A 14,281-nucleotide genomic window follows, 5' to 3' on the forward strand; every position below is an offset into this window, starting at 1 on the left:
ATAGTGCCGACTCGCGCTCCGAGCTCGCGCTGATACTGCTCTCCCACGAGAATCCCCACACAAGGAGTACGGATGGACACGATGCTATGGCCCCTCAAGGTGGCCGTGGCCTGGGTCATGGTCACGATCCACAAGGGCCTGGTCCTCATCGGATTCCCCGACGGGCCGGGTATCGCCTGGGTGCTGTCCATCATCGGTCTGACGATCGTGGTGCGGCTGCTCATCATGCCGCTGTTCGTCAAGCAGATCCGTGCCTCGCGTGGGATGCAGCTCCTCCAGCCGGAGATGAAGGCGCTCCAGGCCAAGTACAAGGGCAAGAAGGATCCCGAGTCGCGCCAGCGCATGAACGAAGAGATGATGGCGCTCTACCGCAAGCACGGGACCAATCCCATGGCCTCCTGCCTGCCGATCCTGGTGCAGATGCCCATCTTCTTCGCCCTGTTCCGCGTGCTGGCCTCGCTGGGCGCTGTCGCGGGCGGCACCTACGGTCGTCCTTCGATCGGCCCACTCACGCAGCAGCTGGCCGAGCAGGTGCAGGCCTCCAGCGTCTTCGGCGCCAGCCTGTCCTCCTCCTTCATGAGCAGCGCTGACACGCAGGTCAAGATCGTCACGGTGGCCATGATCATCATCATGTCGGTGACGCAGTGGTACACCATGGCGCAGCTGACGATGAAGAACATGTCGGCGGAGTCCATGGACTCCGACAACCCCATGATCCGGTCCCAGCGGATGATGATGTACGTGATGCCGGTCATCTTCGCCATCTCCGGCGTCAACTTCCAGATCGGTGTACTTGTCTACTGGGTGATCTCCAACCTGTGGACCATGGGCCAGCAGTTCTTCACCATCCGCAACATGCCCGCACCCGGCAGCGAGGCCGAGAAGAAGTATCGCGCCCGGGTCAACGCCAAGCGGGCGCGCAAGGGCCTGCCCTCCCTTGAGGAGGAGGAGCGAGCCGAGGCGGCCGCCAAGGCCGAGGCCGAGGGTCGCACCGGCGGACAGCGGGTGCAGCCGGTGCGTAAGAACCGGCGGAAGAAGTCCGGTGGCCAGGGCGAGGCGCACGGTGAGACTCGCAATGAGGCTCAGACTGACGCCGTCGGAGAGTCCGACGACGATGAGGCGTCCGGCGAGGACATGAGTGGCTCCAAGGGGTCGGCATCCTCCAAGAGTGGTGGCCTCAGCGACGAGGAGATCGCTCGACGTCGTTACGAGCGCCGGGCCCGTCAGCGTCGCGAGGCGGCGGCCCGACGCAAGGCTCAGGCCAAGAAGAAGCGCAACCGCTGAGAGCTGCTCAGCGGCAGGACAACCCGGTTCCCATCACAGATACGGATGACATCATGAGTGAGCAGCACAGTAACGACTCCTCCCAGCAGTCCGCAGGCAGGCCTGTGAGCAGCACCGTCTCGCGCCTCGAGGAGGAGGGCGAGATCGGCGCCGACTACCTGGAGGAGCTTCTCGACATCGCCGACCTGGGAGGCGACATCGATATCGACATCGACCACGGACGCGCCTCGATCGCCGTGGTCGCCTCCGAGGAGGGTGACGAGCGCGAGCTCGCTGATCTTGTCGGACGCGATGGTGAGGTTCTGGAGGCCGTTCAGGAGCTGACCCGTCTCGCGGTCCAGGCTCGCACCGGCAACCGGTCCCGGCTCATGCTCGACATCAACGGTTACCGCGCCGATCGTCGCACCGAGCTCACCAAGGTCGCCCAGGAGGCCGTTACCAAGGTGCTCACCTCAGGTGAGACCGTCAGCCTGGAGCCGATGAATCCCTTCGAGCGCAAGGTGTGCCACGACGTCGTCGCCTCCGCCGGCCTGGTCTCAGAGTCCGAGGGCGCCGAGCCCCACCGCTACGTCGTGGTTCTGCCGGCCGACGAGGCTGATGACCAGGACGGTGATGACGCCGACGGCGTGGACGTCGTCGAGAAGGCCGGCGAGGAGTCGGAGTCGGTCGCGGAGCGCTCTGACGCATGAGTGAGGAGCAGCGGGCCCAGGTGGAGGAGCCGACGTCGGAGATGCGGGAGATCTTCGGGGTCTCCTTCTCCGCGGCGGAGCACTTCGCCCAGATGCTCGCTGAGGAGGGTGAGCTGCGCGGTCTCGTGGGGCCGCGTGAGCTTCCCCGCCTGTGGAGCCGGCACATCGTCAACTCGGCCGCCGTGGTCCCTTTCCTCCCGGCCCGGGGAAGCGTGGCCGACGTTGGTTCCGGGGCCGGTTTCCCCGGTGTGGTGGTCGCGCTGCTGCGACCCGACCTCGACGTCACTCTCATTGAGACGATGGAGCGGCGCACCCAGTGGCTCTCCGACGTCGTCGAGGAGCTGGACCTGGACAACGTGACCATTCGACGAGCACGCGCCGAGGAGATCAAGGACCGCTATGACGTGGTCACGGCTCGTGCGGTGGCGAACCTGTCCAAGCTGGTGAGGCTGACCGCACCGTTGCTCCGGCCGGGGGGTGCCTTGCTCGCCCTCAAGGGGATGCGAGCACAAGCCGAGGTCGACGACGCCAAGTACGTTATTAAAAATAAAAAGTTATCAGTTGCTGTAGTTCATGAGGTTGTTACTCCCGGCGATGAAACGACTGCCGTGGTTGAGATTCGCCGCCCGAAGAACCGGTGAGATACGGCGCGCGTTCGGTGTAACGCGTAAGGATCGACCTGCTCGCGTAGACTCGTAACTGCCCGACTGGCTCGGGCCGTTGGATCGTCGTCCGAGGAGAAGCAGGTTTGTCCGGATCGTCTATCTTCGATCAGCTCCAGGCCGAGCACCTCGCCCTAGACGAGGTAGCGGGTGGAGAGTTCCCACATCCCGAGCGAACCCGGGTCGTCGCGGTCGCGAACCAGAAAGGCGGCGTCGGAAAGACGTCGACCGCAGTCAATCTCGCCGCTGCGCTGGCCGAAGGAGGATTGCACGTCCTCCTCATCGATGCTGACTCGCAGGGCAATGCTTCGACCGCACTGGGGGTGGAGCATGGTGATGACAATGCGTCCATCTACGATGTTCTTGTCGACGGGGTATCCATTAAGGATGTCGTGGCCAAGACCCGCTTCTGTGAGACCTTGTGGTGTGTGCCGGCAACAATTGACGTCGCCGCCGTCGAGATCGAGCTCATCTCCACCGCTGAGAGGGAGTCACGTCTGCGGCGTGCGCTCGTGGACTACCTGGTTTCACGTGAAACCGATGGACAGGAACCGCTCGACTACGTCATCATCGACTGCCCTCCCAGCCTCGGTATCATGACGATCAACGCCTTCGTCGCAGCCGACGAAGTCCTTATTCCGATGCAGGCCGAGTACTACGCCCTTGAGGGACTGGCCCTCCTGACACGATCCATCGATCGGATCGCTCGCATTCACAATCCGGGCTTGGGTGTCTCGATGATTGTGCTCACCATGTTTGACGGACGCACCACCTTGGCGCGTGAGGTGGAGTCCGAGGTTCGTTCCTATTTCCCTGATGCGACGCTGGACACCAAGGTGCCGCGTTCCATCCGTGTTGCCGAAGCTCCCTCCTTCGGCGCTCCCGTGGTGTTCTGGGATCCCCGGTCCACCGGCGCGATTGCGTATAAGAAAATGGCTCGTGAAGTTGCTCTCCGGGGCGCTCCCCGAAATGAAGGCGAGGAAGCCTAATGGCTCAGAAACGGCGCGGACTCGGACGGGGTCTGCAGGCGCTGATTCCAGAGGCGCAGAAGGAGAAGGTCTCTGCGTCTCGTCCTTCTGACGTGTTCTTTCCTGATTCGAGGAAGGCGGAGGTCCAGGATGAGAAAGCACCTTCTGAGCCCGAGCATGCCGCCCCGGAGCCGGAGGCGGAAGCTCGGAGCACCCGCGATCTGACGGCGACTCTCCTGGCTCCTTCTCAACGGAAGCGGGGGTCGAAGAGTCGCTCAACGCGTTCGACGTCGTCTAAGACGACAGAGAAGAGTAAACAGACAACGTCTGTTTCACGTGAAACCACGCCGGATTCGGTTGCCGCGACGGATACCGCCGCTACTGCTGCGAAGAAGACCGGAAAGACCTCGTCAGCTACCTCGGCCAAGCGCACCCGATCGACGGTTCAGAGGAAGACAACGGCACAGAAGCGTCCGGCGAAGAAGGTTCCGGAGGCTGTGGAGCCGGCTGAGGAAGCAGTGGAGGAGCTGACAGCGCAGCCGGAGGTCGCTGAGACGTCATCTGCTGCGATTGCTCAGTCGGCGCAGGATATCTCGACCGAGGTTGAGGCTGTTGCTGAATCCTCTCCGGAGACAGTCGTCACCTCCGAAGAGCCTGTTGTTTCACGTGAAACGGAGGAGGGACACTCCTCGGTCATCGATGCCGAGCCCACTGAGTCCTTGCGCTCCGATGAACAGCCGTCTGCCGACATGTCGGAGAAGCCTGATACTCGCGCTGATTCACATGACGCGATCGATGGCGAAGATGATGCTGCGGACGCTGATGCGTCCGATCTGGTTCCAGTCCCCGGTGCCCGTTTCGCTGAGATTCCGGTGGAGCTGATTCACCCGAATCCTCGTCAGCCTCGGCAGGTATTCGATGAGGAGGACATCTCAGAGCTGGCTGCGTCTATCGCGGAAGTGGGACTGCTGCAACCAATCGTGGTGCGGCAGGTGCCGACCGCTTCGGGAGAGGATCCGCGTTACGAGCTCATCATGGGTGAGCGTCGTCTGCGTGCTTCTAAGGAAGCCGGCCTGGAGACGATTCCGGCTGTTGTCCGGGATACTGACGACGTCGATCTTCTGCGAGACGCACTGCTGGAGAACCTGCACCGCGTCCAGCTCAACCCCCTGGAAGAGGCTGCGGCCTACCAGCAGCTGCTGGAGGACTTCCAGTGCACTCACGCGGAGCTGTCCGAGCGGATCGCTCGTTCGCGCTCACAGATCTCCAATACGCTGCGCCTCATGAAGCTACCGCCGCTGGTTCAGCGTCGGCTCGCCGCCAATGTCATCTCGGCCGGCCACGCTCGCGCTCTTCTCGGACTTCCGAACGCTGCGGAAATGGAACGTCTCGCTCAGCGTGTGGTGGCCGAGGGACTCTCAGTTCGAGCAACAGAAGAGCTTGTTGCGCTCCACGAGGAGCCGGAACCGGGCTCGGATCAGCCAAAGGTACTGCGGGCGCGCAGCACCCCTCTCCCGGCGCTGTCAACGCGGCTCTCGGATGCTTTCGACACTCGCGTCAAGGTGACACGTGGAGCGAAGAAGGGTCGCATCACTATTGAGTTCGCCGGGGATGACGATCTCGCTCGTATCGTTGGTGCGCTGGCGCCGGGGACATCGCTCGACGAAGAGTAGCTGACGCCGAATGTGACAACAACGGCGGGGGCTGAGACAGAAACTGTCTCAGCCCCCATTTCTCGTTGTGATGAAGCAACGGAGGCGGATGACGCTTCGTCTTCCTCGGGTGAGGTGCTGGAGTTCAGAGGGACCTGCAGATCGTGTTTCACGTGAAACGGTGCAGCCTTGCTGTTAGTGCCCGGGATGAGATCTAAGAACCAACGGTGCATGGCACATCTCTCGGCCTACCGAGTGAGCGTCGTTTAACCGAGGTGTCAAGGCCGATGTGCTCCTTCTGGGTGGGGCTCGCCGTCTTGTCTCAATACCTTTCCCGAGAAGGCGACCTGCTTCGGGTGGATGCTGGCCGTCATCGTTGTCGGCAGCTAGCCTGATATGGCGTGGCTAGTGATGCCGCGGGAGAACCGACTCCTCCTGGTGAACTGGAACCGGCGATCGACTGAGGGTAGCGGGCTGACAGCATCCGTTGTCGGGGTAGATCCTTCCGACGTTGGTTTCACGTGAAACCGGTGAAGAGCTTCTAGCAGGCCACTGACCGGCAGACGTCGTCACATAGCTCGTCGTGGAGGAGGGCAGCGACGCAACGAGGTCTATTGCTGGCCCTCTCCCGAGAGATGTCCGGCTGGTCTTCTACGGCGCGGTAGAGAGGCCGTTTCACGTGAAACGTCGATCAGTTCCCTATGGGGTACGCGTGCGTGGCACATACGAATGTGTGAATCGCCGGAGGGGCGCCACAGCCACGTTTCACTCATGTTCTTAATCAGGGCGGTCATAGATCATCCGAACATCAGCTCGCGTAATGTCTATCGTTCGAATCGGTGGTTGATGCTAGTGGCGGGGTGCCAATGTGGGTGCAACGGTGGCGTAGTCGGCCCGGTTGGTCTGTAGAGGTGGCTTTACAGGCCCAACAGTAGTGAGAGGTACCGACAGGCTTGAGAGTAGCTTCAGTGTGAAGCACCTGGATCGCCTTGAGTGTCGGAACCCTGTCGGGTGGCCCGTTCTCTGACGGGCCGCCGATGGCGCAGACAACAGTCTGCTCCCGACTTCGGCGGCGGTACGGATCGGTTGTCATCGACGGAAGCCCGATTTGGTTTCACGTGAAACGGAGATAGGAGCACTGCTACAGCTTGAGACAGCTTCGTTCCCTTCCTGAAACGATAGCTACGTCGGTTCAGGCTGGTGATGCTGCTCATGCCGGGAAGGCGTGGGTAGGTGTGCTGCTCTTCCATACTTTGTATGTGGCACAGAAGAACGGATGTACTGACGGGACCGTCGTGACCCGAATCGTCTTCCTCGGTGGAGACGTTATCAATGGGTGCAGGAGGCTGGAATGCCGTCCTGGGTTGGCGAACTAAGGACTGAAACCAATTTGATGTTGCAGCAGAAGGGGGAACACTCGGTGATCAGGCCAACTCGATGCTGGTTTCACGTGAAACGTACGTGTGGGGCTGCGGAAAGACAATCGAGTTTTGACCCGTGTGGATTGCTCTCCTGCCGCTCCGGCTGGATGAGTGCGGGGTGCGAGGAGTAGATGGTTGTGTGTCGGCGTCTTCGCTACGGATGAGCATGGGCGGAATCGCCAACGGAGCACAGAGGCAACTTGCACTGGAAGACGAGTGTCATGCCTCGGCGTAGTGTCCTCGGCTCCACGCGGAAGAAGTGGGGTCTACTCTGTGCTGGTCGTGACCTACGTTCCAAGGATCGAACCTGCACTCGCCGCATACCGAGCGGACCGCCGGGGGTGCTGTCACGTGAAACCGATGGTTCTCGAGGCTCTCCAACATTGGTGCCCACGCCGATGTCGATGACAGCGCACTGAGCTGTTTCGCACGCGATGAATCCGTGATGCTTCCAGAGCACGCGCGGAGTTGTGCCGCTGGATACTTGTGACACGGAGTAGTGAGGCGAAGACCTGCCCGTTCTAATGGAACGTGCCGGGGGCTCGTTGACCAGGGTGGTGGACAGTAGCTCATCCCGGGATGTTCAAAGATTTTCGCTGACTTTCAGTGGGCATATGATGTCGAGTACAGGGAGCCCGTGCTGCAGACTCGCCGTTGCCTGATGGGGATGGTGCCTTTCGATGTACCTGAATGGCCGAAGTGCTCACAGAGGCGTGGTCGGCTTGGCCGCGGCGGAGAGGCGTTATTTCAACGGCATTGGTTTCACGTGAAACTCAGATACCTGCGTTCCGAGCACCTGGCGTCCCTCAGAGGTTGAGATTCATACTTCTGAGGGCGATTCGCCTCGCCCCTACCCCGAATGGGAGAGGAGGGTACCTAAGGACGTGAGAGACGAGTCAACACTCAAGGAGCATCATGCCTGACCCTCGATCGATATTGCCCATGAGACGCCCCGGGATGGGAAGTAGGTTTCACGTGAAACCGATCGAGTCGAGATGAGGTTGAGTGATGCACGTTGCTGAAGCCTATGCTCGATGTTGCCGATGTGGATGGTTGCCTGGTCGCGCATGGTGAGCCTGCTGTAGTGGATGGACAGAACCGGCTGCGGCTGTTGGCGGCACGGTCACAGAAACTGGCAGGCGGTTCGACTCCACCAACATCTTAGGAAGCATTGGCCGAGCAGGCCTCACTCCGCATGGCGAGGTCATGACAGAGTCCAGCGTCTACCCGAGGGAATCGAGGCCTCCGGTTCGATGAGGTGATGACTTTAGCTCCACCTGAGATGCTTCGGAGGACTCGCCATGTCCAGATACCGGGCCGTCACTCGCTCTCTCCTGAATCGCTTGAGTTGAGGAAGAAGACCTGTACGGAGTCGAGAGCGACGCACTCACACGGATACCTCTTCAACTAGAAGGCGACGCGTTTAGTTAGACGTTTCACGTGAAACGGGATGTCAACCAGATCGTGTTGCGAAAGTATGCGATCTCAAGGGAGCGGCTGGGCACTGATCCGTCGTAGACGACCTTAGCTGTCGACTGCGGACGTCGCGGGTGTATTCCCTAGACCCTCATGTGCATCCACGAGCTCCGGCAGCAACGTTATAGAACTGTCTCAACAGGCTGGTTCACGAGACTGGCTCGCAACCAGTTGGACAACACTGTCTATGAGGCGATGATGTGCCGCGAGCTGCTTCTTCTGGGGAGGACGGAGTTGTCTTGTAGTGCGCTCTTCAGTAACGACGTTTCACGTGAAACTGAGTCTCGCGTTGATGATGCCGATCGGGACCCGCCTCGCTGCGCATCGAGCCTGAACGGAGAGTTAACCTCCGGTCGTCGTTGCCATTCCCTCCCCTGAGGAGAGGCCTGTCGTGGTCATCCTGAGACGCTGGCATGTCGAAGCTGCATCGACATGTGTTTCACGTGAAACCAGAGGAGCTCCGTAACTCACTCTATCGCCGTGCGGCGCAGTCTCATCGTCATTGCATACAACAGTGGCTCCGCTCAAAAGAGCGGAGCCACTGTTTCACGTGAAACCGAACAGGAACTATGGGTGGACGAGTGGGTTCCTCACTAGCGCGTCGTACAGGCCCTCCAGACCGCCTTCTGCTTTTGCAGCGATCGGGAGCAGAGAGGTCTCTGTCATTCCTGGAATGACGTTGACGTCAATGAACCAGGGCGTCCCCTCCTCATCGAGAATGAGGTCGGTTCGAGAGAGATTCCCGAGTCCGAGGGTGGAGTGAACCGTGACAGCGGTGCTCTTGACCATCTCAATAACCGAGTCATTCAGACGCGCGGGAACGAAGTACTCCGAGCGGCCCGGGTTATAGCGTGCATCGAAGTCGTACTGCCCATCAGTCACTACCTCAACGGGCGGGAGCGCGCGTGGCCCCTCTCCCGTATCCACGACGGACACTGCGAGCTCCGTGCCGGGGACATAGCGCTCGATGAGGGCTCGCTCGTCATACGCAAAACATGCCACCATCGCGGATCGCAGCTCGTCCGCCGTCGATGCGTAGGAGACGCCGAGTCCAGAACCTCCCTGATGGGGCTTCACCACCACGGGAAGCCCGAGATGACCAGCGACAACAGTCAGAACCTCCTGCGCTCCAAGCTGACTGAAGTAGGAATGTGGAAGTGTTAACGAGTCAGGAGTAATCACTCCTCCGGTTCGGACACTCGCCTTAGCGGTCGGTTTAAAGGAGGCCCGTTGGCAACCGTCTGAGTGCGTGCCGACGTACGGCAGCCCCAGAGCGATGAGCATGTTCTGCAGACCTCCGTCCTCCCCGGGACCGCCGTGGACCAGTGGCCAGACGACGTCGGGCCCGAAGGTCTTGAGCGACCCAATGGTGCGCGCATCGATGTCCAGGACCAGGACGGTGTGCCCGAGGTGCTTGAGGACCTGGGCAACGCGATGCCCGGATCGCAGCGAGATGTCGCGCTCGTGGCTCAGTCCACCGGCGAGGACAGCGATACGGAGTGGAGACTGGTTCATCGTCAACCTCAGATCTGATCGGGTGCGGGCGCGTGAACGCCTTCGGATGGACGGGGACTGTGGGTGGGACCGAACAGGTCCAGCAGCTCGAGATCGCGGGTGACGACGCCGGAGAGTCTTCGTACGCCTTCGCGGATCTCGACGGGCTCGGGATAGCAGAAGGACAGTCTCAGATGGTCCTGCCCCTCCCTCCCACCGGCGTAGAAGGCCGTTCCGGAGACGTAGGCGACCAGGCTGGTGACTGCTCGCGGCAGCATGTCCTTGGCGTCGAGTCCTTCGGGGAGCCTCACCCACACGTAGAAACCACCGTCGGGGACGTTCCAGTGGCACATCGGCAGGAACTCCTCCAGCGCCGCCACCATGGCGTCGCGCCGCCCTCGGTACATGGCTCGGAAGTCCACGATCTGCTGCTTCCAGTCGAACTGGTCCAGGTACATGGAGATGGAGAACTGCCCCGCCGACGACGGGCACAGGATCGCCGCCTCTGAAGCCAGCTTCATCTTCTCCCGCACGGCCGGCGGCGCCACCGCCCAGCCCACGCGGTAACCGGGAGCGAAGATCTTGGAGAAGGAGCCGAGGTAGACGACGTCGTCGGGTGCGAGGGTTTTGAGAGCGGTGTAGGTCTGCCCCTCGAAGCCCAGAAGACCGTAGGGGTTGTCCTCCACGATGAGGATGTGATGGCGCCGGCAGATCTCGATGACCTGCGGACGGCGCTCCTCGGTGAGCGTCACCCCGGCGGGGTTGTGGAAGTTGGGCAGGCAGTAGAAGAACTTGATGCGACGCCCCTCGCGCTCAAGACGGACGATCATCTCCTCCAGAGCCTCGGGGATGACGCCGTCAGCGTCAATGGGTACCTGCTGCACGTCGGCCTGATAGGTTGCGAAGATCGACAGGGATCCGACGTACGTGGGCGCCTCGGTCAGGACGACATCGCCGGGATCGACGAAGAGTTCTGTGACGATGTCGACGGCCTGCTGGGACCCCGTGGTGACGATGACGTCCTCCGGGTCCGTCTCGATGCCTTCGAGGGCCATGACCTCGGTGATCTGCGCCCGCAGTCGCGGCAGTCCTTGGCCGTTTCCGTACTGCAGCGCCTTGCCGCCGTCCTTGCGGATCATCTGCGCCGTGGCCTCCGCCAGCCGCTCCAGTGGAAGGTCCTTGAGATTGGGCATTCCGCCCGCCAGCGACACCACTTCCGGTCGTGAGGCGACGGCGAACAGTGAGCGAGTCTCCGAGGCGCGCAGACCATGAGCTCGCGCGGCATAGCTGTCCAGCCACGGATCGAGTCGGTTGCCCTTCACCTGGTTACTGCTCTCACTCACCTTCGGTCCTTCCTTGGTGGCCACTGCTGCGTCCGTGGATCCAAGTCTGCCACGCCGCACTGGCGGGCAGGCCTCGGCGAGGACAGGAGTAATCCGCGGTGTTTCACGTGAAACACTGAAGCGTTCCCAAGACGGGTGAGACGACGCGGTGAACGAGAACGCTCCGCGCACCATGGACATGATGCGCGGAGCGTTGAGAGGCAGTGTCCCGGCGTGGGGCGACTCGCTCAGGAGCTCAAGGCATGCTCCTCGATGAGAGCGCGCAAAGGGGCCTGGTCATTGTCGATCGTCTCCACCTTTTGTGGCTGAGCGAGCAGATCGGCGATGACGTCGGGAGTCTCCGGCCCGGTCCCGAGCGCCTCGGCCACCGTCTGCGGGAACTTCGCGGCCTTTGCCGTCTCCATGACGAGCGTGGGGAAACCCGGTTCCATGGTGCGTAGAGCCACCGTGACGCCGTCGGCGGTGTGCGGGTCAATGAGACGGCCGGAGCGCTCCTTGACGCTGCGAATGGCCTCCAGCCGGTCGGTGTGCGACGACGCTCCGGCCACGAAGCCGAGTTCCTCTCCCAGGCGTGCACGCTCATCGCGCAGGTCGAGCGTGCCGGTGGTCTCCAGCTCCGCCCAACGCTGGACGAAGGCCTCCGGCCCCAGCAGGGCCCAGATGAAGCGCTCCAGGTTCGAGGCCTTGGAGATGTCCATGGACGGGCTGGAGGTGGCCAGCGTCTCCTCCGCTGAGCGGGGCCGGTAGACGCCCGTGGTGAAGAACTCCTCGAGGACGTTGTTCTCGTTGGTGGCCAGGATGAGGCGGCGGATCGGCACCCCCATGGACCGGGCCAGGAACCCGGCGTAGATGTTGCCGAAGTTGCCCGAGGGCACGCACACGTCGACGCGGTAACCGGGGCGGACCTCCTCCTCCACCGCGTCGGTGACTCGCAGCCAGGACCAGACGTAGTAGACGGCCTGTGCGGCGATCCGGCCGATATTGATGGAGTTGACGGCACCCAGATGATGGGCCGCCTTGAAGTCCGCGTCATTGCTCAGGGCCTTGACCAGCGCCTGGCAGTCGTCGAAGACCCCCCGTACTGCGATGTTGTGGATATTGGCGTCCTGGAGGGTGTACATCTGGGCCCGCTGCACCGGGCTCATCCGACCCGCCGGTGAGAGCATGAAGACGCTGACGCCCTCCTGCCCCCGGAAGGCGTGCTCGGCCGCTGAGCCGGTGTCTCCCGAGGTGGCCCCCAGGATGTTGAGGACCTTGCCCTGCTTGGCCAGCACGTAGGGAATCGCCTGCCCCAGAAACTGCATGGCCAGGTCCTTGAAGGCCATTGTCGGTCCCTCGGACAGGCCCACGAGCACCAGGCCGTCGGCGACGTCGCCCAGCCCGGTCACTGGGACGACCGGTTGTGGGAACCGTGCCTCGCTGTAGGCTGCTCGGGTCAGAGCGGCCAGATCCTCACGCGGGATGTCGGCGGCGAACAGACCGATGACCTCGGTGGCCAGCTCTGCGTAGCCCAGGGACCTCCAGGCCTCGAGCTGCGCCGGCGTGAGTGACGGCAGCCGGTCCGGTACCGCCAGACCGCCGTCGGGAGCCAGGCCCGCCAGAAGAACGTCCGTGAACCCGGCGGGCGTCATCTGGCCGCGGGTGGAGATGTACTGGGTGTGCTGCATGTGCTGCCTTCTTGCCGTATCGCATGCCGGGATGCCACTGCGATTCCGGTGCGATTCTACGGGGCCGCGGCCGAGGGTGACAGGCGCGGTCAACCAGGCACGGGAAGTCATCAGACAACTTGTGGGCCTACGGTACGCGCATGGACGACGGCTGCCGCGACGCCGGCCTCATTCATCACCCCGGTGAGGGATATCGAACGAGGCCGGCGTCGCGGCAGCTGGTCAGGACTGGTGGCAGCCAGGTATCAGGCGAGGACCTTCTCCACCTCGGTCTTGAAGGAGGCCTTGGGGCGGGAGCCGCTGAACTGGTGGAAGACCTCACCGTCGCGCACGACCGCGAAGGTCGGGATGGAGCGCACACCGTAGGAGCGGGCGGTGGCCGGGTTGGCGTCCACGTCGATCTTGACGAACTTGACCTTGTCGCCGAAGTCGGCGGCGACCTCGTCCACGATCGGCGCCATCTGGCGGCAAGGGCCGCACCACTCGGCCCAGAAGTCGATGACGACGGGGACCTCGGACTTGAGGACCTCCTCCTCGAAGGTGGCGTCGGTGACGGCGAGTGCCTCAGACATGGTTATTCTCCTCGAACGTTGTGGATGGGTGAGTCGGGATGGGCTCAGCGCAGGTCCTCCGACGACGTCGGAGCCGGCCCGCTCTGAGCAGGGCTGAGGTGCGCGGCCGGCTCAGGCCTGCAGCGTGGTGAGATAGTGCTCGGCATCCAGAGCGGCGCGGCAGCCGGATCCGGCCGCGGTGATCGCCTGCTGGTAGGTAGGGTCGGCGACGTCACCACAGGCGAAGACGCCGGGAATGCGAGTGCGCTGCGAGGGGACCTCGACCTTGATGTAGCCGGCCTCGTCGAGCTCGAGGGCCTCAGCGACGAGCTCGCTGCGTGGGACCTGGCCGATGGCGACGAACAGTCCCGTGGCCTCGATCCGGCGACGCTCCCCGGTGACGGTGTCTTCCAGGGTGATGCCGGTCAGCGAGTCCTCACCGTGGAGCTCGACGACGCGCGAGTTCCAGGCGAAGGAGATCTTCGGGTCCTCCTGGGCGCGCTTGGCCATGACGGCTGAGGCGCGCAGCTCGTCGCGGCGGTGCACCACTGTGACGGAGCGGGCGAAGCGGGTCAGGAAGGTGGCCTCCTCCATGGCCGAGTCCCCACCGCCGACGACGACGATGTCCTGGTCCTTGAAGAAGAACCCGTCGCAGGTGGCGCAGTAGGACACGCCATGACCGGAGAGACGCTCCTCCCCGTCGACCCCCAGGTGCCGGTACTCCGAGCCGGTGGAGATGATGACCGTGCGGGCCTCGTAGGCGCCGTCGGAGGTGGTGACGCGCTTGACGTCGCCCTCCAGCTCGAGGGCGGTGACGTCCTCGTAGCGGATCTCCGCACCGAAGCGCTCGGCCTGCTCCTGCATCTGGTTCATGAGCTCGGGGCCCATGATCCCCTCGATGAAGCCGGGGTAGTTCTCCACCTCGGTGGTGTTCATCAGCGCGCCGCCCGCAGTGACCGAACCGGCCAGGATGACCGGGTTGAGCTGGGCGCGGGCCGCGTAGATGGCGGCCGTGTAGCCGGCGGGGCCGGAGCCGACAATGACGACGTCGTGAATCATGACTCTCCTGATGAG

11 protein-coding genes are annotated in these 14,281 nt (G+C 62.8%); 6 read left to right on the forward strand and 5 right to left on the reverse strand.

The window, feature by feature from the left end:
• Window positions 1–72 precede the first annotated feature (72 nt).
• The 5 genes from yidC (at window position 73) to HMPREF9056_RS02945 (ending at window position 5,276) form a co-directional block, all read left to right on the forward strand.
• Window positions 73–1,284, forward strand: coding sequence for a membrane protein insertase YidC (yidC, locus tag HMPREF9056_RS02925; RefSeq protein WP_009402639.1), 1,212 nt, complete (start codon window positions 73–75; stop codon window positions 1,282–1,284).
• A gap of 53 nt (window positions 1,285–1,337) precedes the next feature.
• Window positions 1,338–1,973 (forward strand): R3H domain-containing nucleic acid-binding protein, encoded by a 636-nt coding sequence (locus HMPREF9056_RS02930; RefSeq protein ID WP_009402641.1) that lies wholly within the window; start codon window positions 1,338–1,340, stop codon window positions 1,971–1,973.
• Entirely contained in the window at window positions 1,970–2,614 is a 645-nt protein-coding gene (gene rsmG / locus HMPREF9056_RS02935) for a 16S rRNA (guanine(527)-N(7))-methyltransferase RsmG (protein ID WP_009402643.1), read from the forward strand. Before HMPREF9056_RS02930 ends, rsmG begins: the two co-directional genes overlap by 4 nt.
• Window positions 2,615–2,721: 107 nt before the next feature.
• A complete protein-coding gene (locus HMPREF9056_RS02940; RefSeq protein ID WP_009402645.1) occupies window positions 2,722–3,624 on the forward strand; it encodes a ParA family protein in 903 nt (300 codons plus the stop codon).
• Complete coding sequence (locus tag HMPREF9056_RS02945) at window positions 3,624–5,276, forward strand: ParB/RepB/Spo0J family partition protein (protein ID WP_034513550.1); 1,653 nt, start codon at window positions 3,624–3,626, stop codon at window positions 5,274–5,276. Before HMPREF9056_RS02940 ends, HMPREF9056_RS02945 begins: the two co-directional genes overlap by 1 nt.
• 3,443 nt (window positions 5,277–8,719) lie before the next feature.
• Here HMPREF9056_RS02945 and HMPREF9056_RS02950 read toward each other — a convergent pair.
• Entirely contained in the window at window positions 8,720–9,547 is an 828-nt protein-coding gene (locus HMPREF9056_RS02950; protein ID WP_253269909.1) for an ATP-grasp domain-containing protein, read from the reverse strand.
• On the opposite strand from HMPREF9056_RS02950, the gene HMPREF9056_RS14545 reads away from it, so the two are divergent.
• Window positions 9,470–9,685 carry a hypothetical protein gene (locus tag HMPREF9056_RS14545; protein WP_253269910.1) on the forward strand — a complete coding sequence of 72 codons (216 nt, stop codon included), beginning with the start codon at window positions 9,470–9,472 and terminating at the stop codon, window positions 9,683–9,685. The genes HMPREF9056_RS02950 and HMPREF9056_RS14545 overlap by 78 nt on opposite strands.
• Here the strand turns inward: HMPREF9056_RS14545 and HMPREF9056_RS02955 are convergent.
• From HMPREF9056_RS02955 to trxB, 4 genes are all read right to left on the reverse strand, one after another.
• Window positions 9,676–10,989, reverse strand: a complete 1,314-nt coding sequence (locus HMPREF9056_RS02955) for a PLP-dependent aminotransferase family protein (protein ID WP_034513583.1) — start codon at window positions 10,987–10,989, stop codon at window positions 9,676–9,678. The genes HMPREF9056_RS14545 and HMPREF9056_RS02955 overlap by 10 nt on opposite strands.
• Before the next feature lie 227 nt (window positions 10,990–11,216).
• Window positions 11,217–12,656, reverse strand: coding sequence for a threonine synthase (gene thrC, locus HMPREF9056_RS02960; protein WP_009402665.1), 1,440 nt, complete (start codon window positions 12,654–12,656; stop codon window positions 11,217–11,219).
• A gap of 245 nt (window positions 12,657–12,901) precedes the next feature.
• Entirely contained in the window at window positions 12,902–13,228 is a 327-nt protein-coding gene (gene trxA, locus HMPREF9056_RS02965) for a thioredoxin (RefSeq protein ID WP_009402666.1), read from the reverse strand.
• Window positions 13,229–13,339: 111 nt separating this feature from the next.
• Window positions 13,340–14,266 (reverse strand): thioredoxin-disulfide reductase, encoded by a 927-nt coding sequence (trxB, locus tag HMPREF9056_RS02970; RefSeq protein WP_009402668.1) that lies wholly within the window; start codon window positions 14,264–14,266, stop codon window positions 13,340–13,342.
• Window positions 14,267–14,281 lie beyond the last annotated feature (15 nt).

This window comes from Actinomyces sp. oral taxon 170 str. F0386 (genome assembly GCF_000195595.1).
Lineage (GTDB): Bacteria > Actinomycetota > Actinomycetes > Actinomycetales > Actinomycetaceae > Actinomyces.